At 69.8% G+C, this 24,758-nt stretch carries 24 protein-coding genes and 1 pseudogene; 11 read left to right on the top strand and 14 right to left on the bottom strand.

What is annotated here, in order from left to right; translation table 11 throughout:
* Entirely contained in the window at nucleotides 1-948 is a 948-nt protein-coding gene (locus tag ACSP50_RS20705; protein WP_014691218.1) for a LysR family transcriptional regulator, read from the bottom strand.
* 121 nt (nucleotides 949-1,069) lie between these two features.
* On the opposite strand from ACSP50_RS20705, the gene ACSP50_RS20710 reads away from it, so the two are divergent.
* From ACSP50_RS20710 to ACSP50_RS20720, 3 genes are read left to right on the top strand one after another with little or no spacing between them, the layout of a single operon-like run.
* Nucleotides 1,070-1,807 carry an SDR family NAD(P)-dependent oxidoreductase gene (locus ACSP50_RS20710; RefSeq protein WP_014691219.1) on the top strand — a complete coding sequence of 246 codons (738 nt, stop codon included), beginning with the start codon at nucleotides 1,070-1,072 and terminating at the stop codon, nucleotides 1,805-1,807.
* Nucleotides 1,804-2,211, top strand: coding sequence for a nuclear transport factor 2 family protein (locus tag ACSP50_RS20715; protein WP_014691220.1), 408 nt, complete (start codon nucleotides 1,804-1,806; stop codon nucleotides 2,209-2,211). Before ACSP50_RS20710 ends, ACSP50_RS20715 begins: the two co-directional genes overlap by 4 nt.
* A 2-nt stretch (nucleotides 2,212-2,213) precedes the next feature.
* On the top strand, nucleotides 2,214-2,417 hold the full coding sequence (locus ACSP50_RS20720) for a 4-oxalocrotonate tautomerase family protein (RefSeq protein ID WP_014691221.1): 204 nt from the start codon (nucleotides 2,214-2,216) through the stop codon (nucleotides 2,415-2,417).
* A gap of 180 nt (nucleotides 2,418-2,597) precedes the next feature.
* Here the strand turns inward: ACSP50_RS20720 and ACSP50_RS20725 are convergent, their stop codons facing one another.
* Nucleotides 2,598-3,239 (bottom strand): TetR/AcrR family transcriptional regulator, encoded by a 642-nt coding sequence (locus ACSP50_RS20725; protein WP_014691222.1) that lies wholly within the window; start codon nucleotides 3,237-3,239, stop codon nucleotides 2,598-2,600.
* Nucleotides 3,240-3,273: 34 nt separating this feature from the next.
* On the opposite strand from ACSP50_RS20725, the gene ACSP50_RS20730 reads away from it, so the two are divergent.
* Entirely contained in the window at nucleotides 3,274-3,612 is a 339-nt protein-coding gene (locus ACSP50_RS20730) for a rhodanese-like domain-containing protein (protein WP_014691223.1), read from the top strand.
* 350 nt (nucleotides 3,613-3,962) lie between these two features.
* Here ACSP50_RS20730 and ACSP50_RS42080 read toward each other — a convergent pair whose 3' ends face one another.
* On the bottom strand, nucleotides 3,963-5,609 hold the full coding sequence (locus ACSP50_RS42080; RefSeq protein ID WP_155123572.1) for a hypothetical protein: 1,647 nt from the start codon (nucleotides 5,607-5,609) through the stop codon (nucleotides 3,963-3,965).
* Nucleotides 5,610-6,163: 554 nt separating this feature from the next.
* Here ACSP50_RS42080 and ACSP50_RS45100 point away from each other — a divergent pair.
* Nucleotides 6,164-7,044 (top strand): annotated as a pseudogene (locus ACSP50_RS45100) (Tn3 family transposase); the annotation flags it as partial.
* A 48-nt stretch (nucleotides 7,045-7,092) separates the two neighbouring features.
* Here ACSP50_RS45100 and ACSP50_RS20745 read toward each other — a convergent pair.
* Complete coding sequence (locus tag ACSP50_RS20745) at nucleotides 7,093-9,105, bottom strand: SpoIIE family protein phosphatase (RefSeq protein ID WP_014691225.1); 2,013 nt, start codon at nucleotides 9,103-9,105, stop codon at nucleotides 7,093-7,095.
* Nucleotides 9,106-9,293: 188 nt separating this feature from the next.
* The gene (locus ACSP50_RS20750) at nucleotides 9,294-10,730 is read right to left on the bottom strand and encodes an STAS domain-containing protein (RefSeq protein WP_014691226.1); all 1,437 of its coding nucleotides are present in this window, start codon (nucleotides 10,728-10,730) and stop codon (nucleotides 9,294-9,296) included.
* Between the two features lie 351 nt (nucleotides 10,731-11,081).
* On the opposite strand from ACSP50_RS20750, the gene ACSP50_RS20755 reads away from it, so the two are divergent.
* From ACSP50_RS20755 to ACSP50_RS20765, 3 genes are all read left to right on the top strand, one after another.
* Complete coding sequence (locus ACSP50_RS20755; protein WP_014691227.1) at nucleotides 11,082-11,729, top strand: recombinase family protein; 648 nt, start codon at nucleotides 11,082-11,084, stop codon at nucleotides 11,727-11,729.
* 240 nt (nucleotides 11,730-11,969) lie between these two features.
* Entirely contained in the window at nucleotides 11,970-13,106 is a 1,137-nt protein-coding gene (locus tag ACSP50_RS20760; protein WP_197688070.1) for a zinc-binding dehydrogenase, read from the top strand.
* Between the two features lie 126 nt (nucleotides 13,107-13,232).
* Nucleotides 13,233-13,949 carry a SemiSWEET transporter gene (locus tag ACSP50_RS20765; protein WP_231956669.1) on the top strand — a complete coding sequence of 239 codons (717 nt, stop codon included), beginning with the start codon at nucleotides 13,233-13,235 and terminating at the stop codon, nucleotides 13,947-13,949.
* Between the two features lie 21 nt (nucleotides 13,950-13,970).
* Here the strand turns inward: ACSP50_RS20765 and ACSP50_RS20770 are convergent, their stop codons facing one another.
* Both ACSP50_RS20770 and ACSP50_RS20775 read right to left on the bottom strand, forming a co-directional pair.
* Nucleotides 13,971-14,747: an SDR family oxidoreductase gene (locus ACSP50_RS20770; protein ID WP_014691230.1), complete on the bottom strand. Its 777-nt coding sequence runs from the start codon at nucleotides 14,745-14,747 to the stop codon at nucleotides 13,971-13,973.
* Complete coding sequence (locus tag ACSP50_RS20775) at nucleotides 14,722-17,037, bottom strand: hypothetical protein (RefSeq protein WP_014691231.1); 2,316 nt, start codon at nucleotides 17,035-17,037, stop codon at nucleotides 14,722-14,724. The genes ACSP50_RS20770 and ACSP50_RS20775 overlap by 26 nt, the downstream gene beginning before the upstream one ends.
* A gap of 279 nt (nucleotides 17,038-17,316) precedes the next feature.
* Here ACSP50_RS20775 and ACSP50_RS45105 point away from each other — a divergent pair, with 279 nt between their 5' ends.
* Both ACSP50_RS45105 and ACSP50_RS20780 read left to right on the top strand, forming a co-directional pair.
* On the top strand, nucleotides 17,317-17,523 hold the full coding sequence (locus ACSP50_RS45105; protein WP_172898779.1) for a hypothetical protein: 207 nt from the start codon (nucleotides 17,317-17,319) through the stop codon (nucleotides 17,521-17,523).
* Nucleotides 17,524-17,688: 165 nt separating this feature from the next.
* Entirely contained in the window at nucleotides 17,689-18,429 is a 741-nt protein-coding gene (locus ACSP50_RS20780) for a maleylpyruvate isomerase N-terminal domain-containing protein (protein ID WP_014691233.1), read from the top strand.
* A gap of 230 nt (nucleotides 18,430-18,659) precedes the next feature.
* Here ACSP50_RS20780 and ACSP50_RS20785 read toward each other — a convergent pair whose 3' ends face one another.
* From ACSP50_RS20785 to ACSP50_RS20810, 6 genes are all read right to left on the bottom strand, one after another.
* Nucleotides 18,660-19,721: a recombinase family protein gene (locus ACSP50_RS20785; RefSeq protein WP_014691234.1), complete on the bottom strand. Its 1,062-nt coding sequence runs from the start codon at nucleotides 19,719-19,721 to the stop codon at nucleotides 18,660-18,662.
* 236 nt (nucleotides 19,722-19,957) lie between these two features.
* The gene (gene chrA / locus ACSP50_RS20790; RefSeq protein WP_014691235.1) at nucleotides 19,958-21,382 is read right to left on the bottom strand and encodes a chromate efflux transporter; all 1,425 of its coding nucleotides are present in this window, start codon (nucleotides 21,380-21,382) and stop codon (nucleotides 19,958-19,960) included.
* Nucleotides 21,383-21,429: 47 nt separating this feature from the next.
* Entirely contained in the window at nucleotides 21,430-21,861 is a 432-nt protein-coding gene (locus ACSP50_RS20795) for a chromate resistance protein ChrB domain-containing protein (RefSeq protein WP_014691236.1), read from the bottom strand.
* Nucleotides 21,858-22,349 carry a Chromate resistance protein ChrB gene (locus tag ACSP50_RS20800; RefSeq protein ID WP_014691237.1) on the bottom strand — a complete coding sequence of 164 codons (492 nt, stop codon included), beginning with the start codon at nucleotides 22,347-22,349 and terminating at the stop codon, nucleotides 21,858-21,860. Before ACSP50_RS20800 ends, ACSP50_RS20795 begins: the two co-directional genes overlap by 4 nt.
* On the bottom strand, nucleotides 22,346-22,726 hold the full coding sequence (locus tag ACSP50_RS20805) for a hypothetical protein (protein WP_014691238.1): 381 nt from the start codon (nucleotides 22,724-22,726) through the stop codon (nucleotides 22,346-22,348). Before ACSP50_RS20805 ends, ACSP50_RS20800 begins: the two co-directional genes overlap by 4 nt.
* 150 nt (nucleotides 22,727-22,876) lie before the next feature.
* Nucleotides 22,877-23,839 (bottom strand): DUF1259 domain-containing protein, encoded by a 963-nt coding sequence (locus ACSP50_RS20810; protein WP_014691239.1) that lies wholly within the window; start codon nucleotides 23,837-23,839, stop codon nucleotides 22,877-22,879.
* A gap of 75 nt (nucleotides 23,840-23,914) precedes the next feature.
* On the opposite strand from ACSP50_RS20810, the gene ACSP50_RS20815 reads away from it, so the two are divergent.
* A complete protein-coding gene (locus tag ACSP50_RS20815) occupies nucleotides 23,915-24,283 on the top strand; it encodes a hypothetical protein (RefSeq protein WP_014691240.1) in 369 nt (122 codons plus the stop codon).
* Between the two features lie 98 nt (nucleotides 24,284-24,381).
* Here ACSP50_RS20815 and ACSP50_RS20820 read toward each other — a convergent pair whose 3' ends face one another.
* Entirely contained in the window at nucleotides 24,382-24,756 is a 375-nt protein-coding gene (locus tag ACSP50_RS20820) for a metalloregulator ArsR/SmtB family transcription factor (RefSeq protein ID WP_014691241.1), read from the bottom strand.
* Between the last annotated feature and the right edge of the window lie 2 nt (nucleotides 24,757-24,758).

Here is a 24,758-nt window from a genome sequence, read left to right on the forward strand (position 1 = left end):
CTAGAGGTGACCCGAGCCGCCCGCCGCGTTCAGCAGCACCTCGCCGGGGCCCTGGGCGGCGAAGTGCTGTTTCAGGGCGCTGATGAATCCGCGTACTGACGCGCGCTCGTCGCCGGCGCGCACAGCGGCGTACCACGTGCGTGTAGTCGGCCGCGCGCCGATGCGCACCACAGCGACGTCACCGCGTTCGGAGTACGGCGCGATCACCCAGGAGGGGAGCACCGAGACGCCCTCCTGGGCTGCGACAAGCTCGACGACGAGGTCCGTCACCATGGGTACCGTCGTGAGGCTGCGCGGGTGGGCGCCGGGTGGCAGCGGGAGCGGCGTGGCCAGGGCCCGGGCCGGGTCGTAGGAGTCATACAAGATCAGATCGACGTGGGCGAAGTCGCGCGGCGCCACATGGTCGCGCCGTGCCCACGCATGGTGCGGCGCGACCACCGCGACCATCTCGTCGTCGAAGAGCGGGGTCAGCTGGAGCTCCTCCGCCCGCCGGTCGAGTTTGGTCAGGACCGCGACGTCGAGGCGCTGGTCGAGCAGTGCGCCGACGACGTCGTCATCCGGCACGGACTCCACCCGCACCTGGCTGTCAGGGTGATCTTCACGGTGGCGGCGGATCACCGGGGTGAGCCAGCCGAAGGTCGTACTGCACTGGGTTGCGACCCGCACGCGACTGCGTCCGAATTGCGCGATGCGGCGTACGTCGTTTTCGGCCGCGCTGAGTTCCCGGAGCACGTGCACGGCGCTGACCGTGAGGCGTCTGCCGGCCTCGGTGGGCACCAGGCGGCGCCCGCGGCGTTCGAAGAGCTGCGCGTCGACGCGCGCTTCGATCTTGGCGAGCCGCTGGCTGAGCGCGGGCTGACTCACATAGAGCTCCTCGGCTGCCTGAAGCAGGGTCCCCCCGCTCGCCAGCGCCGCCAGCAACTCCAGGTCCCGCACGTCCACGTTCATAAGCCGAGCTTATGACATTCGAGGTCACCGCGTCTTGGACTGATCGGTTGGTTTCTCCGTAGCGTCACTGCTTGACGGGCCGGCCGGATCCGACCGGTCCCCTTCGACGACAGGATGAGCCATGAGCAGTTCCTCGACAGTGATCATCACGGGCGGCAGCAGTGGTCTCGGCCTCGCCGCGGCGCGCCGCTTCCTCGCCGACGGTTACCAGGTGGTCCTCGGCGGACGTGACGATGCGCGGCTCAAGCAGGCGGAGTACGACCTGTCGGCGGGCGACCGGGTGGCGACGGTCGCTGGTGACATCGGTGCGGCCGACACCGGACAGCGCCTCGTCCGCACCGCTGTCGACCGGTTCGGTGGGGTCGACGTACTCGTCAACAGTGCCGGCACGTTCGCCGCGAAGCCGTTCCTCGACGTGACCGGCGAGGAACTCGACGGCTTCCTCGCCGGGAATCTGCGCGGGACCTACCTCACCACCCAGGCAGTCGTTCGTCGCATGGTCGCGCAGGGCCGCGGCGGCTGCGTGGTGAACATCGGCACGGTACTCAACGACCACGCGGTCAGCGGCTTCCCGGCGTCCGCGGCGCTCGTTTCCAAGGGTGGGATCCGCGCGTTGACCGTGGCACTCGCGGCCGAGCTCGCACCGAACGCGATCCGGGTCAACGAAGTGGCCCCCGGTGTCGTGCGGACTCCGCTGCACGCCGCCGTCGACGTCGACGCGTTCGCCGGCCTTGCCGTGCTCGACCGCGTCGGCGAAGCCGACGAGATCGCCGAGGCGGTGCACTACCTCGCGACGGCACAGTTCGTCACCGGTCACACCCTCGCGGTGGACGGCGGCTTCGTCACGGTGCGGTCATGACGGTCGCTCCCGCGGGTGGCGCCGTCGGATTCCCGGACGTCGAGGGGCTGCTGAGGACCTACTTCGACGGGTTGTACCGCGGCGACGTCGACCGTCTCGCGGCCGTCTTCCACCCCGCCGCGCTCTACATCACTCAAACCCCGGACGGCACGCTGCACCGCGACCTGCCGACCTACCTCGACGTGGTGGCACACCGGACGGCTCCCGCAGCACGCGGCGAAGCCCGCAACGACCGCATCGTTGCGATCACGCAGGTCGCCCCGAGTCTCATCGTCGCCGTCGTCGAATGCTCCCTGGGCGACGTCGACTACACCGACGTGCTGACCCTGCTCGACGCCGACGGACGCTGGCAGATCGTGACCAAGGCGTTCCACGCGACTCCCCGACGCCACGGAAAGGACTGACCATGCCGTACATCAATGTGAAAATCACTCGTGAGGGTGTGACGCGAGAGCAGAAGCGCCGCATCATCGGTGAGATGACGCAGGTCCTCGTCGACGTGCTCGGCAAGGACCCCCGGACGACCTTCGTCGTCATCGACGAGGTGGAGCTCGACGACTGGGGCATCGGGGGCCTGCCCGTTCCCGAATTCCGCAGAAACGGCCGCTGATCTCATGCCCGCGCCGCGCCGGTCCTCCTGCCCGGCGCGGTAGGGCCGCATGATGCGGCCAGGGCCTGCCCGAGCGGGGCAGGCGCGGACCTGACGCCAGAACCCGGTGCCGCCCACATCGGCGATGCGCGGGGGGAGAACCGCCGACAGCTGTACCGACCTTCCTTCGCCCCGATGGCTTCAGGCGGTGAGGACGTCGGCGAGGCACTGCACGCTTTGGCGTACCCGGGTGGCACCGATTTCGTCGGCCACGGCGTGCACGTGATCGGCGGCGAGTGCGGCGAGCAGGGTGTGCGCGTCGGCCTGCGGGTCATCGCGATCCTGCAGAAGCAGCGAGACGTGCCGGTGCCAGAACCGGTATGCGCCGATCCGGTAGCGCGCGCCGGGCGAAGCGGTCTCCGACATCCGTACCAGTGGCAGATGGGCCAGAAGGTAGTCGAGGTAGGCGGCCACGAAAGCCCGCAACCGCTCGCGGACGCCCGGATCGTCGCCCGGCGTGCCCGGCCCGAGCGGGGCCGGGCCGAACAGGATCGCCTCCTGCAGGCTGCGCTCCTGCTCATCGAGCAGGGCGACGGCCAGTCCCGCCTTGTCGCCGAAGCGGCGAAACAGCGTGCCCTTGCCCACGCCGGCGGCCGCGGCGATCGCGTCCATGGATACCGCTTCGATGCCGTGTCGGCTGAACAGGGCCGCTGCCGCGTCCAGCACGGCGGCCCGGTTGCGGGCGGCGTCGGCCCGCTCGGTCGGCGGTGAGCTGCGCAACAGCAGGAGTTCCTCGGCCGCGCTGGCGTAAACGGACTGCGGTCCGCTAATGTCCTGAGGCATAACCGGACTGTAGTCCGATCACTTGGAGGTTGCCATGACCACCCTCATCACCCGCGAGCAGCTTCGCGCCGAGATCGACGCGGGCACGGTCACCGTCGTCGACGCCCTCGGCGGCGACTACTACGCTCAGCAGCACCTACCCGGCGCCATCGCGCTGGTGGAGGCCGACGTCGCGGACCGCGCCGGCGAGCTGCTGCCCGACCGCGACGCGCCGATCGTGACCTACTGCTCGAACCCGGCCTGCCCGAACAGCCAGCGGGTGGCCGACAAGCTCACCGCCCTCGGCTACACCAACGTGCGCAAGTACCGCGAAGGCATCCAGGACTGGGTGACCGCCGGCCTGCCCGTCGAGTCCGGCCAGCTCGCCGGCTGATCGACACCGGCCGCGCGGGACGCCCTTCCCTGCTCCCGCGCGGCCGGTATGAAGTGGCCCCCGATCCCGGCCCTCGACCAACGATCTCGTGAGGACTAGCGGGAAGGCTGGTCAGAGGAGATGTAGTTGATCTCGGGACCCGCCTCTTCATGGCTGCCGGATGCCGGGTCGCCTGGACAGCGGAACGGCCGACGCTGTATTCCTCCGCGAGGTCGCCAGGGACAGGGCGCCTTCGGCGCAGCGGGAGCGGATGGAGCGTTGGGCGACCCTCAAACGCAACACCGGGCTCGAATACGGAGCCCTCCCTCAAAGAGCTCGGCTCGTGCACACGGATCCGAACCGAGCCCCTCTTACCCCGATCGAGGCAGCGCGGCGATCGAACAGTCGAGTACACGACCGTCCAGCGTGCCAACCACAAGCCGGTTCGCTCCCACCCGTGCCAGTGAGAGCGGAATGACCCGGTACCCGTTCACCTGGAGCTGCTGCCGCACCTGCACCGCGCCGTCCACGGCGCGCAGGATGACCAGCTCTCCCGAGTTGAACGTCACGTAGACGAAGTCGCCGTCTGCGTCGAGTGCGGTGGCCTGATGGTCGGCGGTGAACACCCATTGCAGCTCGCCGGTCGGATACGCGCGACGGGCCACGAAAGCGTTCCCGGTCAACAGTCCCGCACCATCGTGAACGGCACCGGTGTGGAGGAGCGCGGGGCCGGCTCGGTCGCTGAGGTAGGCGCCACAGCCACCGAATAGGTGCCCACCGCGCGACGCATCCCACTCGAGCGGGAAGAGCCGCCGTATCCGCCCGCGTGGCACATCGACGGCGACCACCCACTTGTCACGCCAGGGTTTGCTGCCCACACCTTGCAGGAAGAGCAGGTCGGGGGCATACCGGATGTCGAAGTAGTGATTGAACAGGTCGTAACGACCCAGATGAACCGTGGTCGGCTGGGCATCACCAGGATCGATGAATGTGACCTCGCCGGTCATCGTTGCGGTGTCGTGTTCGGTGTTGCGTAACGCCCACCGGCCGTCAGCCCGGGATACCACGATTGCGGGCGAGGCGGCCTGGCGGGTATTTCGGACCGTGCCCTCATTGAGGTCGACCTCCACCACCACGCTCGGCTCACTCGTCCATCGGCCGCCGTGGAAGGCGGGTGGGGTTTGTGTCAACGCCACCGCTGTTCGTCCGTCCGGCAGCGTGGTGACCTGGCAACCGGTACCGTCGATGGGCACCTGCCAGGCGGGGCTCTCGGACGTCGGTGTCCAGCACTCCAGAGCAATACCTTCGAGGGCGGCGAGAATACGGCCGTCTGGGAGTGCCTGCACCGCCCAGACGGCGCGGCGGGGCGTCCAGGCAAGTCCTCGTGCTGAGCACAACCGTTCAATGGCAGCGGCAGCGGCAGCCGGGCCCGTTCGACATTCGTCCATGTACGGCTCTTCGCCGTAGGGCATACGAAGCATGCCTGCGGTGGCCCGGCTCCAGTCGTCGCGGCGGATGGTGCAGGCCAGAGATGTGGTACCGAACCGCTCCTCATCCTCGTCGCACGGAACAGCGAGCACCAGTGCGAGAGTTTCTGGATCCTGCCAAGTGAGCTGCCGGACCTCCCGCGGATCGGCCAGCAGCGACACGGTCGCACCGGTGGTCAGGTCCAGCAGCAGCAGTTCGCCGTTGTAGGACCATCCGCCGTCGTACGCGCCGGTGCCGATCGCCAACAACGGCAGGGTGGGATGGAAGGCGAGCGCGTTGGCTGGCCATCGCGTGGTCATATGGAACACGCAGGTCAGGTTGTCGGAGCGGTAGACCGCCGTCGGGTGCCAACCCGGATGCGGTCGTGAACGATCAGAGACGTCCCGACCGTGCCATTGTGGCCGATCCAGCGACCCGCCTACCGCGATAAGCGATTCATGGGGCGAGATCGCGGTAACGCGTGGACGACCGATTTCGCGGAAGGGGCCAGCACCTAGCACCCGGTCCACCCGGGCCTCGAACGCGTTCACCGGGTACCGGAGAGCTCAATTCTTTTGATCATGGGGAGATTTTGCCGTCATGGACCCCCACATGCAAGCCACCACGTGCTCCCGATCGCCGTTGTGACTGGCGGCAAGCCTGCATGGCGGATTACATGACCAACCCGCCCATCCCTCGCCCGCCGCGTCGGAATCGCGTAGAGGCCGGCAAGGTCAGACGCCGCCCTCGCGGCGATAGAGCAGGTCGATCGCGTTCAGCGAGTCTCGGACTGTCCCGGCGCCTAGTCAAGAGCCGTAGCAGGTCGCTCGGGGACGGAATGTGGGCACCACGCCTTGGCCGTGCCGCTCAGTGAACAGCGGTTCGATCCGGACGCAGCACCCGGAAAACCCGAGCAGGATCGCTCTGACAGAACTTGCCGGATTATTGCATTACAATTACCAGTAATCCAGTAACACGAGAGACCGCAAGAAACGGACATAACGGCGATGCACCATAGTGACAGTTATGGTGCACTCGAAGATCATCGGAGGCACCGTGCATCCGCGCGGATCGGCATCACCGCAGCACGGCGCTGGCGGTTGAGATCGCCAACGCCACTTTCGCGGCCCGGGCACAGACCGTGTGGGACGCCGGCTCCACCGCGGTGGCGTCGGACTCCACCCACTTCGGGGCGTTCGACCAGAACATCTTCACCGAGTGGCATTCGCGCTACGGCGGCCGCGGCGTGCTCATCTACTGGCACGTCGAGCGCAAGAGCATGGCCATTCACTCGCAGCTGATCAACTGCACCGCCTCCGAGGTCGCCGCGATGGTCGAGGGCGCGATGCGGCACGGCACCACCATGGAGGTCGAGGGCAACTACGTCGACTCCCACAGCCAATCCGAGGTCGGGTTCGGCATTACCCGGCTGCCCGGTTTCGACCTGCTGCCCCGGATCAAGCGGATCAACAAGGTCCGGCTCTACCGGCCTGCCGCGGGCGAGGCGGACGCGTACCCGCGGCTCGGGCCGGCACCGCCTCCACCGAGGCGATCCTGCGCCGGTTCACCCGGGCCAATGCGATCCACCCCACCTACCAGGCCATGATCGAGGTCGGCCGTGCCCAGCGGACCATCTTCGTCGCCCGCTACCTGCGCGACCGGGACCTGCAACGCGAGATCAACGAAGGGCTCAACGTCGTCGAGTCGTGGAACCGGGCCAACAGTGTGATCTTCTTCGGCAAGGGCGGCGACATCGCTACCAACCGCCGCGGCGAGCAGGAACTGTCCGTACTGTGCCTGCGCGTTCTCCAGGCCGCTCTGGTCTACGTCAACACCCTCATGGTCCAGGATGTCCTGGCCGACGCCGACTGGGCCGGCACGCTCACCGACGCCGACCGGCGCGGCCTGACCCCGCTGTTCTGGACCCATGTGGCCCTGTACGGCGAGGTCAAACTCGATATGAGCAGCCGTCTGCCGCTGGGCTGACCTACTGGCCCACGTGATGGACCAAAGGGTGAAAACAGGGCTGGCGGCCTATCGGGGCGGTTGCGGATCGTTGTCGTTGCCGTCGGGGTCGGTGGTGGTGTGGGGCAGGTTGATCAGGCTCAGCACGTGGTGGGCGGTGCTGCCGGCGGGCGCGTAGAGGCGTAGCGGGTAGGGGCGTGCTGGGTCGTACTGCTGTGGCCGGTACAGCTCGGCGACGGCCGCGCTGGCGAGGTGGGTGACGCCGGTGAGGTCGACGGTCAGCTCGTGGGTGCCCCCGAGGGTGTATCGGTCCAGTTCTGTACGCAGGTTGTCGACGGTGTCGGTGTCGAGGGGGCCGTGGATGGCGATGCGGCTGCCGGCAGCGTGCGGCTGATCAAGAATGATCATCACTTTCGGCGCTTCGTCCGCGGGGGGACGCTCGTGGTTGATCTGTTCGGCGGTGAGCAGCCGGGCCGGGCGGTACAGTCGCCGCCGCACGCTGACGGTAGTGCCGTGCTCACCGCGGTCGATGTCGAGGTCATCGGCGAAGCTGGCGGTCATGGCCAATCCGAAGCCATGGCCGGCACGGAATTGCTCGTCGCCGGGGCGGTCGCGGTGCCGCCAGCGGCCGTTGTCGGCGACGCACAGTCGTGCCTCGCCGTCGTCGCGCAGTTCGGCGGTGACCGTCACCGTGGCGTCGGCGGTGTCGGGCCGGGCGTGCTCGTCGGCATTGGTGACCAGCTCGCCGACCGCGTGCGTCAGCGCGACAAGGTCTTCTTCCCCGGCTTCATGCAGCCTCAGCCAGTCCTCGACGGCGGCCCGGGCAGCCCGCGGGGTCACTGTTGCTGTCGGACCGCTCAGGTGCAGCGGCGGTGACGGCGTGCGGCGTTGCGCGGCGAGCAGGGTGATGTCGTCGGTGTGCCCGGTTCGGCGGACCAGTAGTTCCAGAATCTGTGTGCAGGCCCGCTCGACGGCGGACAGGTCGTCGGTGTCCATGCCGCGCCCGGCGACGGTGTCGACGGCGACCTGGGACAGCTCGACGGTGGCGGCGGCGGGTTCGCGGCCGGGTCGTTCGATGATGCCGTCGCTGTAGAGCAGCACCATCTCACCGGCGCGCAACTGGTCGCTGGACACGGTGTAGCGCCCGCCGGTGCCCAGCGGGGCGGTCCCGGACGAAGGCAGGAACCGGGCGGCGTCGGCGTTGACCACCAGCGGCGGCGGATGCCCGGCCGAACACCAGCTCAGTGCGCCGTCGACGGGGTCGAGTACCACGATGCACACCGTAGCGGCGCGGGCGGCCGGCATCCGACGGGCCATCCGGTCAGCCGCGCCCATCGCGGTCAGAATGTCACCGCTGTCGTCAAGCCGGTCCTGCAGCACCGCACGCAGCTGCCCCATCGCGGCGGACGCGGCGACGCCGTGCCCGACCACGTCGCCGACGACCAGCGCCACCCGGCCGCCGGCTAACGGCACCGCGTCGAACCAGTCACCGCCCGCGGCGGTTTCGGCGTCGGCGAGCAGGTAGCTGCCCGCGATCCGCGCCGACGGCAGCACGGGCAACCCGGGGGGCAGCAGCTGTCGTTGCAGGGCGTTGATGACGTCGCGGGCTTGGGTATAGCGATGTTCGGCCGCCGCCGTGCGCTCCTGGGCCGCCTGCCGTTCCCGTACGCGGTCGGTTACGTCGGTGGAGAACGCTCGCATGCCGACCACCGCACCGCTGTCGTCGTACACCGGGACCAGGTAAAAGTCGAGGAAGATTTCCCGCAGCTCGCCGCCCGGTCCGGCACTGACCTGCAAACGCCATTCCCGCGCTACCTGCTCGCGGCCGGTCGTGTAGACCTCGTCGAACATCTCGAAGACCTGCTGACCGGCGAGTTCCGGCGTGGCCTCACGCGTCGGCAGGCCGACCAGCCGCTCGTGCTCGCGGCCCACGATCCGGCGGAACGCCGCGTTGATGGCGGCGATGCGGTGGTCGCTACCCGCCCACTCAATCATGATCAACGGCATGGACTCGAAGGTGTGCCGGACGGTCTGCGCGTCCCCCACCAGGCCATCGAGGTCGTTAGCTGAGCTGTTCTGCACGGACTCACCATCTCACTGATCAAACGCCTTGGTGCGCAGCGACTCCCCGCGCCGGCCGGAACTTACCTCGCGACGTTGCCGCACCGGTAGCGCGTCGTGGCTGTCGCGGTAGAGGTCTACACAAGCGGATGGCTGGGTTGGCCACTAGCGTCGCGACCCTTGGGCGAGGACGACGTCGCGGTCGAGACTTACGGCGCGGCCGGTCCTTGCCCCTGCTGGCCACGAAGCAGGTGCACGTCCTCGACGATGCGCAGGCTGCTGGGTGCTTGCAGCCGGGTCAGCACGGTGCGGGCGGGATCATCGGCGCCCATGATCAGGTAGCAGTCGACCCCATGGGCGTGGCATCGCTCGGCGGCCTGGATGAGGGCGCGCCCGCCCGCCGCCGCGAGATGCTGCAGCTGACGCAGGTCCATGTGGACTGCATGGGGCGTCGTGAGGCGGTTCAGCGTCTGATGGATGAGGTCGGTCAGCTCAGGGGCGGTGCTGGCGTCGAGCGATCCGGACACGGTGATCGTCGTGGTGCTCGCATCAGAGGCGGCCACGGCGATGCCGGCGCTCATCGACTCTGTCATGAGCTGCCCGGCATCGGCTGCGAGTGTGAAAGGCAGGGCAACGCGGGAGAGTGCCTGCTCGGCGTACCAGGCGAGCAACTCCTGACCGGGATGGCGTCCCGCACTGTGATAGTGCAGCGACAGGACCGCTCGTAGCCGGCGGTGGTCGTCGTGCAAGGGATAGCTGTGCACAGCACGTGACCCGGCGGCCAGCAATACCTCGCGTGTCGGCTGGCCGTCGAATACCCGGCTGGCCGCGACGCCGTCGACGAGCACCGGTTCACCGGTGCGCGCCGCGACCCCGGCCGCGGAACCGGCCGTCACGTCGAGCGTGGCGACATGCTCCACGAAGGCCCGCGGCAGACCCCGCTGCGCAACCACCTGCAACGACCGGGTCACCGGGTCGTAGGTCTGCACATCACAGGCATCGGCGACACCGAACGCCGCGGTAGTGATCGCCGAGAACACGAGTGGCTCGTCGGCGAGCACCAGGAAATCCGGCGCGACCAGCGTGGCCACGTCGGTGCGCAACCGGCGGCGAAACAGCGCCAGGATCGCGCGCCGGCTGGCCCGCATCTCGGCGTCGATGATCGCCTGCTCGGGGCGACTGCGCCACGCCGGTCCCGCGACCGCCGGCAGCGCGGGAGCGCCGACGAAGCGGTGAAGTGGTTCGGGCACCGCCGACGCCGATGGTTGTGGTGCATGAGCCGCCTGACCGAGGGCGAGAGCATCGGCCACGCTGCCGAACACCGGCACGTCGCCACCGGGCGGACACAGCTGCAAGACTCTGGTAGTGCAGGCGCCCGGGGCGCTGACGAGCCGGACCGGAACGCGCCGCTCAGAGCAGACTGCGGCAACCTCGCCGAGCACGTGCAACCCTGCGGCGGCAAGAAACGCCACGGCGCTCAGGTCGATGACGACCACGTCCGGAGGTGATGAGGCGGTGACAGCCGCCAACAGTTCACGCGTCACCACAGCACGGGTGTCTTGATCGACATCCCCATGGACGGTGCAGACCACGCCGGCACGATCGGTCCGCGTCACGGTAACCCAGGCGTTGCCGGCGTCACCCATCAACAACCTCCTGGAGAACGGCTAGTGCGGCTGGACGGCTGAGTCGACACGATCCGGTGCGTCGGGACCGGCCGCCTTCACGGTAACCCCGACGCTGACAGGTGCCCGGCAGGCGAACCGTCGAACCCCCACAGCCGCACATGCCAACATGCGCGGCCGGTCGCGGCCGGATGAACGACAACTGTGTCCGTGCCGGCTTCCCGGAGTCGTCTCGCAAACGAGGGTTTCCGGGACGCCCGGACCTGCAGCCACGATCGCCGCCGTTTCCGCAGGTCGCAGAGTCCCGTAATCCGTCCCGAAACCAGCGTGTATTCATCCTGGTTGTGGGACGTTTGCGGGACGATGCCGGGCATGACCACTGCCCCTACCGGCATCCCGGCCGGCATCGAGCATCCGCACAACCGGATCCGCGTCGGCTACGCCCGGGTGTCGACTCGGGCCCAGGATCATCAAGCGCAGCTGGATGCCCTCACCGGCGCGCACTGTCGCGAGGTGGTGGTGGAAACGGCAAGCACCCGAGGCGATCGACCGAAACTACGCGCCACCCTCGCCCGGCTGCAGCCGGGCGACACCCTGGTGATCTACAAGCCGGACCGAGTAGCCCGGTCGATGAAGGAGCTGCTGATCTTCGTCGAGGACCAACTGCACGCCCGCGGCATCGTGCTGGAGATCCTGACAGGGGTCTGCGCCGGCGTCCACCGCCCCGACGGAGCCACCATCGCCGACCGGCTGCTGTTCGCCGAACTGGAACGCGAACTGATCCGCGAACGAACCCTCGACGGGCTACGCGCCGCCGCAGCCGCCGGGCGCCGCGGTGGCCGACCGGTCGCCGTCACCGCCGACCAACTCGACATCGCCCGCGCCCGGCTGTCCCGCGGCGAATCCGTGACCGCGATCGCCGCGCACCTGGGCGTCGGCCGGTCAACGCTGTACCGAGCACTGGACCTAGCAGCCGACGCCCCTAACGGACAGACGCGAACTGAAACAGACACCCATTAAGCGAACGCACATACAGGCCGTCATCTGCGGCTGGTGACAGGTTTCTTACCGGCACCCCAGCAGGCCGTTCCGACGCCGCACCCCGTCACGGCCATTGAGACTGGCAGGCTCCGACTACTCGATCAACGGAGCCCGCCAGTCTCAATGGCCTTCTATACGACGGGCCTCGTCATCACGCCCCGGCCGGGCATGACCGCCATGATCCGGATTGGCGCATCCGCGGCCCCGGCGATCCGTAGAGTGCGAAGAGTCGGCCCCCGGCTGAGCTGGCGTGCCACTCGCCTGCGCGACCGGCTCGCGAACCGGATCGAGGAGGCGCCGCGCATGCGGGCAGCGGTCAAGACAGCGGACGGGACATTCACCGTCGAACAAGTCGACTCGCCGGAGCTTCCCGGCCCGGACTGGGCCCGGATCCGGGTGCGTGTGGCCGGTGTCTGTGGAACGGATCTGCGGCACTGGAAGGTCCCCGATCCCGCGGTGACGGGCCGTGTCATGGGACATGAGGTGGCCGGCGAGGTCGCCGAGGTGGGACCGGGCGTGTCAGACCTGAACCCGGGCGACCGCGTGGTGGTCGAAACCGTGATGGGTGACGGTGTCTGCCCATGGTGCCGGGTCCGCCGCTACAACATCTGCCCCCATCTGTACGACGTGCGTACGCGCACCGTCTCGCGCGCCTACGCCGAGTTCCTCGTCGCGCCGCGGGCGAAGCTGTACCGGCTCCCGGAGCGGATCAGTTTCGAGGAGGCGGCGCTCGTCGACACGCTTTCGGTGTGCCTGCATGCGCAGCATCTGAGCGGGCTCTCGATCGGCGACCGGGTCGCCGTGCTCGGCGCCGGCCCGATCGGGCTGGGCCAACTGATGCTCGCCAAGGCCACCGGCGCCCGGGTGATCATCAGTGACGTGGTGGCGTCGTCGCGGCGCATGGCCCGCGAGCTGGGGGCGGACGCCGTCGTCGACGCCGCGAACGAGGACGTCGTCGCCCGGGTGATGGAGTTCACGGGCGGTCGGGGCGCTGACGTCGTGTTCGAGTGCGTGGGCGGCCCGGCGATGCCGGTGACGCTCCCGCAAGCCACCCGGGCGGCGCGCCGCGGCGCAGCGGTCGTGGTGGTGGGCGGCTTCGACGAGGGTGACGTGGAGATCGCACTGCCGTGGCAGGACATCCAGAAGTCGGAAATCCGGATCCTGCCCAGCGCCAGTTTCGCCGTGCACGAGCTCGACCCGGAACAGGGCATGGTGGTCGACCTGCTGGCCAGCGGCATGCTCGACGCCCAGCGATTGATCACCCACCGGTTCCCGCTGGAACGCATCAACGAGGCGTTCGAGACCGCGGCCGACAAGAGCGGCACCGGGGCGGTCTTCGTGGCGATCAGCGTGTGACCTGACCCCGGTTTGCTCTCGGGTCCCGGTCGGTAGCAGCCGGCCGGCTCGACTCAGCGGCTCGTGACGCGGGCCGAATCAGCAGACGTTCCCCGGCGGCTGGCACCCGGCCGTCGCATGTCTGCGATGGGTAGGTTCATGTTCTCCGCTGTGCTGGGCTGGTTCGCCGCGGCGTTGTCGATCGCCCTGATGTGGCCGCAGGTGTGGCGCTCGTGTGTGCTGCGCCGCACCGCCGGGTTGTCGCCCACCGCCACCTGGCTGGGATTCGCGCTGCCGGTGGGATGGGTCGAGTACGGGCTGCTGATCGACGACCCGGTGCAGATCTACACCAACACGGTGGGCGCGGGCGCCGGAATCGCGGTGCTGGTCGCTCTGCTCGCGGCACGCGCCGAGCTGCGTCAGCGCCGTTTCGGTGCGCGTGCCGCCGTGGGTGCGGCGGTGCTGCTGTCGGCCACGGCGCTCACCGCCGGGCTCGCGAGCCTGCCCGGCGGTGAGCACCGCACGCTCGCGTCGGTCCTGGGCATGGTCCTGACCGTGGCGGTCGTGCTGGCCAACGTGCCGCAACCGCTGGCCCTGCTGCGCGACCGCCGGCAAGACCTGTCCGGAGTGTCCGGGCTGCGGTGGGTGCTGGCCAGCGCGGCGAACCTCAGCTGGGCGGCGTACGCCTACAGCCTCGGCCAGGGCGCCGTGCTGGTGTGCTCGCTGACCGGGCTGGCCTGTTCTCTGGTGGTGTGCACGGTGCTCGTCAGCGCCCGCCGGCAGCGAGCGGTGCCGCCGGTCGCCGCGTCCGCCGTGGCGAGCGTGCCGCGCGCCGCGGACCAACTGGCGGTGGCCGCGGCATGAGGCGGCCACACGGGCGGTGGATCAGATCTCCTGCCGGTGCGGACGGATCTTGATGTCGACGACGTCGCAGCGGCGCGGCTGGGTGAGCGTGTAGAGCACGCAGGCGGCGATGTCCCGGGCGTCCAGCATCGTCATCGCTTCGATCTGCTCACGCTGCTGTTGCGGCGAGAACTGCGCCTGCATGTCGGTGCCGACCGCGCCCGGTTCGATCAGGCTCACCTTGATCCCGAACTCGTTGACCTCCTTGCGCAGCGCCTCGGTGAAGCCCTGGATCCCGGATTTGGTGGCCACGTAGACCGAGCTGCCCTTCTCGCGTACGTCCGCGCTCATCGACCCGATGCAGACGATGTGGCCGCTGCCCTGCTCTCTCATCCGGGTGACGGCCTCATGGGTGACGGCCAGGTAGGCCAGCAGGTTGGTGCGTACCACGTACTCCCACTGCTCGTACGTGCCCTCGGCGATCGACCCGGCACCCAGCGCGGCGTTGTTGATCACGATGTGAACGTCGCCGAAATGCCGGTCGAGCTCGGCGAAGACCCGCTGGACGTCGCGGTCGGCGGTGAGGTCGGCCCGCAGTGCCAGCACGTCACCGCCGGCCGCGTGGATGTCGTGTGTCGCGTCGTCGAGTTCCGGCTGGTGGCGTCCGACGATCGCCACCCGGGCCCCGGCGGACGCCAGCAGCTCGGCGGTGGCCCGGCCGATACCGGTGCTTCCGCCGGTGATCAGGATGTTCTTGCCGGCTACCGACTCGGGTAGCAGGGCAGTGGCGGGTTCATGCTTCTGCGCGGTGGCGGTCATGGACGTGCTCCTCGTTCTCAGTCGGTTGCCAACGGATGATCACGGCCTGGTCGCCGCGCAGCCGGTGGTCCAGGTATCCCTCGCTGGTGCGGTCAGCGGGCACGAGCCCGCCGTCGGCGGCGTCGCTCACCGAGACCTGCGGCGTACGGTCGGGATCGTCGGGGATCAGCAGCAGCCGGCAGGTGAACCGGGCGTCCCCGGTCACCCGCAGCGTCGCCCGGCCGGTGCCGACGGTGAACGCGGCGATCGGGTAGTCGGTGAAGACCAGCAGGCCGGCCTCGGGGATCCGGCGGTACTGCCGGGGGACGAGGGCGAAGGGCACACCGGCGCCGTACACCTCCTGCCCGACCTGGCCCGGCCGTTCCCAGCCGTCGCGCAGGTCCTCCAGGGGGATCCAGAGCCGCGCGTCGAGCGATCCTGACTCCTGCTCGTCGCTGATCACGTCGTCCGGCAGGTTCTGCGGGTAGTAGAAGGCCGCACGCTCCAGCAGTCCGCGGCAGAACTGCGGCAGCAGGACCGTCATCCAGGACGGCATCGGCTCGGAGAACGAGCGCAGGTAGTACTGGACCGCACTGAAGGCCTCGATCGCTTCCATGACGGCGATGTACGGAGCGGCGCGCAGCGGCAGCATGGCCAGGAACGTCGGGTAGTGAGCGGCGTGGCCGTAGTCGCACTCCCAGGTCCAGGTGTTGTTGAAGGCGCTGGCCAGGGCCACGTAGCTCAGGCGGCGGAACCGCTGCTCGCCGGTGAGCTCGGCCAGGCGCAGCAGCGCGGCGCAGCCGAACATGGTCACGTTGGCCTGGTAGAACATCCGCATCCCGAGCCCTGCCAGCCGGTCGGCGGCGACCGTCGCCTCGGTGACGAAGCGCCGGTCCTGGGTCAGCTCGAAGGCCTCCAGCATGACGTGCACGTACAGGCCGGCGACGTCGCTCTCCCCGGCCTCGTCCTCGCCCGAGCGGGCCACCTCCACGTCGAGGGTGTACATGTCGTAGAGCACCGGCCAGCGGTACTCGAAATGGTGCGCCACCTCGACGGCGAAGTCCATCGAGTCGAGGAACAGCCGCCGGGCCGTACGGTCACCGTGGCGTGCCAGCCGGGCGAGGTTGAGCAACGAGTGGTACAGGTACCAGGAGTCCATGGTCCCCGGCTTCTTCTGCGGCTCGGAGCCGTCCAGCCGGTCCTTCCGGGCCATCAGCCAGCGCCCCATCACCCCGGCCTCGTCGTCGAAGAAGCCCGGCAGCCCGTCCAGCAGTTCGCCGGTCAGCGCGATCTCGTCGCCGCGCCACTCTGCGTACTCCAGCAGCGGCAGCAGGACGGCCAGCTGCACCATGCTCTCCGGCGGTGTATCGACGTCGCCGACGTAGGCGTTGAGGAACCGGTGCCCGTCGATGCGGGTGCTGCAGCCGGCCGCTTGGGACAGGTCCCGCAGCGCTTTCTCGGCGATGTCCGGCCACGGCATGTAGGCCGGCTCGCGGTGCGGCAGCAGCAGCAGGATGCGCGCCAGCGAGTCGAGGAACTGCTCGGCCATCCCCGTGTCGTCATCGGGGATCGACGGCCAGAACAGCACGTACGCGTCGGACAGCACCGTCTCCTGCCCCGCACGCAGGGGGTTGTCCACCGAGACCGGCAAGGACAGGCCGAGTTCCGGCCACGCGCCGCCCACCACCCCGGCCAGCGAGGTGGTGGTCTGTTCGGCGTAGTCGTTGAGCGCCGTGAGGTTCTGGAAGTAGTAGATGCTGCCGGCGCCTTCGGGCCGGGTGACGCTGAAGTGCACGCATCCGGTGCGCACGCCCTCCTGATACGCGTACACGCGCCCGGCCGAGTCGGTGAGGGCGTCGCCGTCACCCAGCGGGATCAGATCCCGGGGCCAGTACGGCACGCTCAGCGTGGCGGCGGGCGTCAGCGTGGTCGTCGCGTGCAGCAGGGCCACGTCAGAATCCGGCAGCGCGATCTCGGTGCGGAACGTCCCGATCGCCGATTCGACCCGCAGGCGTACACCGCTGCCGGCCGGCTCCACGTCCACCGTTCGCAGCAGCCCGCCGGGACAGTACGCCACGCGCAGGGCCGTGCGGGCCCCGTCGCCGGCCGTGGCCAGGACCCAGACCGAGTCGTGGCCCTGCACCGTGGTGAACCGGGCGTCGTGGCAGGAGCCGGACCAGAGCGGCTCTCGCCGGGTGGCCTGGTCATCGGCGGGCGAGAACATCCAGGGTGAGGTGGCTTGCGCCGCACGCTCCTCGTACCAGTGAGCCTGTGCGTCGTCCGTGGTGATGCGGCTCGACGTGGATGTCATGGAGAACTCCTTCGGCGATGTCCGGCGCCGCATTCCCGACATGTCGGGAATCAAACAGCAGGCACCGCCCGCTTCGGAGCAATACTCACCTCATGGCCCCACTCATCGCCGCCGATGCGGCGGGTATCGAATTGCTGGAGTTCCGACCAGGCGGAAATTGAGCCAGGGCTGCTCGAAGCCGACATCCCGCTTCCGCTCGCGCTGGTGGTGGCCACGCACGAGGGCGAGACCCTGCTCGTGCTGAACCGGTCTTGAGGGCAGTGGGAACTATCGGGTGGCATGGTGGAGCGGGGCGAGACACCGCGAGAAGCGGCGGTTCGTGAATTCGAGGAAGTAAGGACACCGCTGCTTTTCTGCTCGTCGGCGTGCCGGGCCCGGGCATTGGCGCACGGTCCGGCGGAGCCGGACTCGGAGCGCTCTGACCACGGGGCGGCGTTGGCTCGAGTTGATCACACAAGAGGCGACAGTCTCGGCGCCGTTGAGTGAACCAGGACGTCACCTGTGCCCGCCGGAAAAGCCCGGAACCGGGTGCCCGGAGAGCAACACTGCCGGCCTCGATGGAGTCGGGCGGCGTGGCACGAATTTTCGGATCCGGCGCCGCCCACGGTCAGAGGTGTACCGGCTGCTGCGGAGTGCGTAGCATCGACAACTGTGGACTGGCTCACTCCTGACCGGTATCTGTCCGCCCTGGAATCCGAGACCACCCGCCTGATCACCGCGATCCGCGGGCGTGCGGCCGGGGAGCCGATCCCGACCTGCCCCGACTGGACGCTGCGTGACCTGGTCACCCACGTCGGCACCGGCCATCGGACGGCCACCGGCGTGATCAGATCACCATCGCCGACCCCGCCGGCGTACGCGGTGATCCCGGCCCCCGACGACCCGGACGACTGGCCCGGGTGGCTGAGTTCGGGTGCCGCGGACCTGATCGCCGCGGTCCGCGACGTCGGCTTCGACACGACGGTCTGGGCGTGGGTGCCGAAGTATCCGATCGCCGGTTTCTGGGCGCGCCGCATGCTGCACGACCTGATCATCCACCGGTTCGACGTGGCGCCCGGCGGTGACCTGGACCAGGATCTGGCCGTCGACGGGGTCAGCGACATCCTGCTGTGCTGCGCCACGCTCAGCGCCCGCCCGCAGCCGAGGATGGCCGGCCTGCGCGGCGCTGGCGAAACGTTGCGCTTCAGCGATGGCCGGCACACCTGGCATGCCACCCTCACCCCGACCGGCGCCGCCTGGACCGACACTCCGGACGTCACCGTCCCCGCCGCCGTGACCCTGCGCGCGCCGGCCAAGGAGCTGCTGCTGACCCTGAACCGGCGCCGCGAACCGGGCCCGTCCACCGGCGACCGCGCCCTGCTGCGCCGCTGGCTGGCCAACAGCCGCTTCTGAAAGCTTCTCCCGGTGCGATGTCGTACCTTCTCTTGCACCGCGGCCCCGCCGCCGGGTTCGCTGGCCTCCATGGCGCCTATTGCGTACGACTCCGGCGACGCCGCTGCTTCGCCGCGACTGCTGGTCCTGCGATGACCGCGCCGGTGGCGGGGGTTGAGGAGCATCGGAGCGAAAACTGGCGCTAACGGTGATCTTGGAGAGTTCCGCTGCGGCGTGAAGGTGAGGAGCGGCTACTCGATCCGGTCGAGGGGGCGGCCTTGGATCCGGGCGGCCAGTTCGGGGTCGATCGGGTCGAGAACCCGAGCGGGCCGGGGGCGCACGATCGCCGGGAGGCGGTCGCTGGCTCGCTTTGCGTGCTCAGCGTGTGCCTGCTCGATGGCGTCCGGGTAGCCCTGGGCCTTCTCGTACGCGGCGATGGCCCGGTAGATGCTGGCCACGCTCGGGTTGCGGCCTTTGCGCTTGCCGGTTGGGATGATCAGGTCGGGCTGGATCCTTTCGACGGTCTCGCCGTTGGCGCGGCGCCGTAGCACGGTGTGCAGCATGTCGTCGGTGATGACCGGGGGCCGGCCGCCGTGTTTGCCCTGCCGGGCGGCGGCATCGAGGCCTTCGAGGGTGCCTTCGCGGATGTTGTCGCGTTCGGTCTCGGCCAGGGCGGCGAAGAACGCGAACAGGATCCGGCCGGGCCCGGTCGGGTCGTAGATGCCCGGCAGCGGTCCGGCGAGCATCTCCAGGACCAGGCCGTGCGCGACGAGGTGGTCGGCGAGGGCGGTGAGTTCGGCGGCGTCGCGGCCGAGGCGCTTCATCTCGTTGACGGTGAGGATGACCCGGCAGTGCGGGGCGTGGGCCTTGATCTCGCGGGCGAGGGCGAGGGCCGCCTCGAACTGTGGCCGGATGCGCATCCGGGTGGAGATCTTCTCGGAAAAGATCTTGTCGCGGGGGATGCCGTGCGCGGCGAGCGCGTCCAGCTGTGACTGGAGCTCCTGGGTCATGGTGCTGCACCGGGCGTACCCGATCCGGATGTCGGCGCTCGGGAGGTCGGCGGGTATCAGCGTCAGCGGCGGGGTGCCGGGCCGCCACGGCTGGCCCGGGCCGCGGCCGGCCGGGGTGAGCACGCGCAGGGCCTTGCTCAGCCGGCCGACCCTGGTGAACCGGCCGGTGTGGTACGAGGTTGCGACCACGCCGGAGCGCGACCGGCACGGCGAGCCGGGCTGCGCCAGACAGCGTGGGCACGGGTGCCGCTCGATCGCGGCGGCGTCACGCGAGTCGGATTCGCGGTTCTCGGGTTCGGCCATGCCCGGAATGCTCGCACAAACATTTCTCAGAATCGCGGACCGACGCGCTTGCGTGAGAACGCGTTGTGAGAACAAATCCGACCCGAAGTGATGCCGGTGGTGTCGGTCGGCGGACGGTTCTCACAATGGACCGTTTGTGAGAACGCCTACAGGTGCCGCGGGTCGGGTGCCGGGAAAGGCACAAGCGAGAGTGATCTTTAACCGGGCCGGGACGTCCGCCCGGGGGCGCCGGTTTGTCAGATGCCGGGCAGGCCGGCCAGTCCGGCGGCGAGGCCGAGGCCGGCGCTGATGCCCAGGACCCGCAGGACCGACCATTTCAGCCGGAAGATCAGCCCGGCGGAGACCACGGCGATCCCTACCGGCACCGGGCGGATCGTGGCGACGTCGGGTAGTTGCAGGTGCAACGGCCCGCTGGTGACCTCGTGCATGTCGGTGAAGAGGGTGTGCACGGCGAAGTAGAGGCCGAGGTTGGCGATCACGCCGACCACGGCGGCGGAGATCCCGGTCAGCGCGGCCGACAGGGCGTGGTTGCCGCGCAACCGTTCGACGTAGGGGGCGCCGAACAGGATGAACAGGAAGCACGGCACGAACGTCACCCAGGTGGTGAGCAGGGAAGCGACGATGCCGGCGGTCCACGGGTTGACGGTGCCGGGATGGTGGTAGGCGCCGAGGAACGCGACGAACTGCACGACCATGATCAGCGGGCCCGGGGTGGTCTCGGCCAGGGCCAGGCCGCGGACCATGTCGCCGGCGGCCAGCCAGCCGTAGTGCTCGACGGCGCGCTGGGCGACGAAGGCGAGCACGGCGTAGGCGCCGCCGAAGGTGACCACGGCGGTACCGGAGAAGAACAGTCCTTGCTGCGTGTAGACGCTGTTGACCCCGGTGAGGGCGGCGACCGTGGCGATCGGCAGGAACCATGCGAGCAGCCCCACCGTCAGGATGGTCAGCGCCCGCCGGGCCGAGGGCCGGTCGTCGTGCAGCGCGTCGTCGGAGATCAACGGCTGGGGGCCGTCCTGGGCGCCGCCATGGCCGCCACCGCCGGCGACGAGGGCGGGCCGCCAGCGGTGCAGTGCCCAGCCGGTCACACCGGCCGCGGCGACCACGGTCGGGAACGGCACCCCGAACACGGCGAGGGCGACGAACGCGGCCACCGCGAAGCCGACGAGGATCTTGGTGGTCAGGGCGCGGCTGCCGACGCGCCACACCGCCTGGGCGACGATCGCGACGACGGCCGGGGCGAGGCCGGCGAACAGGGCGGTGACCACGGTGGTGTCGCCGAAGCCGACGTACACCGCCGACAGCGCGAGCAGGGCGGCCACGCCGGGCAGCACGAACAGGGTGCCGGCGAACAGGCCGCCGCGTAGGCCGTTGAGCAGCCAGCCGACGTAGATGGCCAGTTGCTGGGCCTCGGGCCCGGGCAGCAGCATGCAGTAGTTCAGCGCGTGCAGGAACCGTTTCTGCCCGATCCAGCGGCGTTCGTCGACCAGGTGGCGTTGCATGACGGCGATCTGCCCGGCCGGGCCGCCGAAGGTCTGCAGTGAGATCACGAGCCACGCCTTGACGGCCTCGCCGAACGGGACCACGTCACGGGCCGGCTGCTGCCCCGGTGCCGGGCCGGTTGGCGCAGCGGAGGGGTGGGACGACGGGTCGGTGCTGTTCATCAGCGCCTTTCTGGAGCTCGGGCGGGCATGCGGGTGACGGCTGATGCTCAGGCAGGTGGGCGGTTCAGCAGCAGGGCGCGGCGGTGGTACTCGTACAGGCCGTCGAAGACCGGCCCGGTCAGGGCGAGGATCTGCTCGTCGTCGCAGATCATCGACAAGCCGCGCAGGATCACGTCGAGGCCGGGGGCTTCGGGGGCGTCGTAGCGTTCGTCGTCGAGGTCGGCTTCGTGCACGATCTCGGCGAGTTTCCACAGGATCGGGTCGGTGAGTTCGTAGCGGCGCACGATCGTTTCGAAGCTGCAGTCGTCGCCGTGGTGGCCCAGATCCACGCCGCGCATGTCGAACGGGGTCGCATCGGCCGGGACCGCCGTCATGTCGGTGACGAACACGAACTCGGCGTCTGGGTCGATGTGGCGGCGGATCAGCCAGGCGCATGCGGCCCGGTCGATGTGTACGCCGGCACGGGTGGCCCACTTCATGCGTCCTCCTCCACCGGGACGTCGGTTGCGGCGCCGGTGAGGGCCTGGATCGCGGCGCGGGCCGCGTCGCGCTCGGCCGGCGGGAAGAAGTCGCGGCGGTCGATCCGGCGTAGCTCAGCCCGCAGCCGGCGCACGACGCGGGCCCGCTCGGTGTCCGGCAACCCGGCAGCGGCTTGCGCTTCGAGTCGCACGGCCTCGTACTCGCCGGCACGGGCGTCGCGCATCGACTCGGCGATGGCGCGTTCCTGGGCGGCTGTGGTCGGAGCGGCCAGCCACACCGTCGCCGATCCGCCGGCCTGCAGGATCTCGTCGGCGATCCAGTCGAGCGCCTCCCGGGTGCGCGCGTCGGCCGGCAACCCCACCAGGCCATCGCCGAGGCGGGCGACGCCCAGGCGTTCCAGCTTGCGCCACACCGCGATGCGCGGCGCGGACGGCTCCCGCGGAATCCGGTAGGACAGCAACACCCACTGCCCGGCTGGTCGGCTCATGACGGCTGCCCGGCAAGAGCAGCGGCGAGGGCCTGCACCCGGTCGCGGATCTCGGTGCACATCTGCGGGGTGAACTGCTGCTGCTCCAGGTCCCACCGGTGGTCGGCGGGGAACTCGCGGGAGCAGTCGATGGCGACCAGCAGGTCCCGCTCCGGGACTGCCGACAGGGGCCGGGGCATCGCCTCGTCCAGCAACGGCAGCACCGGCGTGTTCTGCAGCAGCCGTGCGGCGTGCACGCTGACCTGCTGCTGAGGTTCCATGCCGGCCGAGGTCGCCGTCCAGCCGGGCAGGCCCAGCCCGTTGAACCAGGCCGCCGCGATCCGGCTCTTGCCCGCCCCGTGGGGACACACGAACACCACCGTGCGCTGTGCCGTCACCGCATACCACCCTCATCCCGATTGATGTAACCATGGTTACAGTAGATGAGTCGTCGGGAAACGGCACTACCCGGCCGGCACACGGACAGGCGGACCAGCAAGCCGGACAGCGACGCCCAGGCTGACGAGGCGGCCCTCGTGCCGAGGTGCTTACGGCGTGGTGGCGGTGGCGTTGACCGCGGCGCGCAGCGTCCGGGCGAGGGCCTGCGCGTCCGCGTGGCCCCAAAAATGCAGGTAGAACATGCGCGGCTCGTCGTGCAGGGCGTGGTTGTGCAACTCCACCACCGCTACGCCGCCGCCGCGCAGGGCGGTGATCACCGGCTGGACCTCGTCGGCGCGCATGGCGATGTCACCGTTGACCGCCGCCTGGCCGTCGCCGGCGGGCTGGAAGCCGAGCCCGGTGGTGACGCCCATGCCCGGGGTGAGGGTCCGGCCGTGGTCGGTGATCGTTTCCGCGCGGGCGATCGTGTATTTGTAGACCCCGCCGTCCCAGGCGCCGGTCCGGCCCAGGGCCTGGTCGAGGGCGGCGGTGTCCAGCTCGCCAGGGGTGGTGTTCGCCGGTGCGGGCGGTGGAGTGCCAGTGTGGTCGAGGGCCGCGCGGACACCGCGGGCGGCGCTCACCGGGTCGCCGACGGCGTGGATGTGGGTCCACCACAGCTGCGGCTCGTGCGCGAGCAGGTGTTTGTGGATGCCGGTCTGCGCCAGCCCGGCAGCCTGCAGCGCGTCGGTGACGGCGGGCATTTCCTGCTCGGTGACCACCAGGTCGCCCATCAGCAGGACCTGTCCGTCGCGGTAGCGGGTGAAAGCCGCGTAGGACCCCAGCGACAACGCCGGCTTGATCGTCACGGCGCCGCTGACCACGGTCAGGTCCCGACGGGCGAACCCGACCCGGTAGACCCGGCCGTCGTCGAGCAGCTTGCCCTCTCGCCCCAGCGCCTGCGCGACCGGCGCCCAGTCCGCCGCGGCGGTCACCACCGGCGCGAGGCGGCCATGGCAGTCCCCGGCATGGTCATCGCCGGCGGCCCGCGCCGGTTGCGCCGCGGCCGCGACGGTCAATGCCGCGGCCGGGACTGTCCAGCCGGCCTGCAGGAGTCGCCTGCGTGTCGTGTCCATCGCGCGTCCCCGTCCACCCTCGGTAATGTAACCGTGGTTACGGTATCGCTGGCGGGAACGAGTTCGGGAGGAATCATGCTCAGTTGGGGCACGATGATCTACGGCGCGGCGCTGTCCGCGCTGCTCGCCGCCGTTCTGGTCGCCGCCGCCGTGCGGCCGCGTCGCCCGGCCGTGATCGCCACCGCCGCGATCGGCGCCCTGCTCGGGCCGCTGGCGTGGAACGCGATCCTGCGCGCCGCCCACGGCGCCCAGTTCTTCACCGACGCGCCCGTCGCGGTCCTGCCCGCCTCGTGGCAGGACACCGGCAGCGGCGTGTTCACCATCGCGGTCACCGCGCTCGCGCTCGGCCTCGGGCCCCTCGCCGCGGGAACCGGCCGCCGGCTCGCCGCCACCGCCGCACTCGCCGGCCTGGCAGCCTTCCTCATCGACGTCTACCTGTACTGAGACGCACTGCGATCGTGCGCAGCAACGCGAGGCAGGGGAGCCGATCGGGGGCGGACACCGCCTCCCTGCGGTTCCGGCTGGGTATTCGCCGAGGCGGGTCAGCGTTGCGGGGGCAGATGATGGTCCGGGCTGGCCGACACCCGGTGCTCGGCGGTGTAGACCGCCTCGGTCACCAGCCGGGCCACATGCTCGTCGGCGATCACGTAGATCACCCGGCGCCCGTCGCGCCGAGCGGCCACCAGGCCGGCCAGTCGCAGCTTGCTCAAGTGCTGGGACACCGCCGGACGCGCCGCGCCCACCGCTGCCGTCAACGCGGTCACGTCCTGCTCGCCGGCCAGCAGCGCGACCATCAGCCGCAGCCGCGTCGCGTCCGCAAGCATCCCCAGCGCCAGCGTTGCTGCACCGATGACGTTGTCACTCACAGCGCGTTGTTGCAGGTCACTGGCACTTGCCATGTTGTCGCGTGCGTGCATGA

Source organism: Actinoplanes sp. SE50/110, assembly GCF_900119315.1.
In the GTDB taxonomy this organism is placed as follows: domain Bacteria; phylum Actinomycetota; class Actinomycetes; order Mycobacteriales; family Micromonosporaceae; genus Actinoplanes.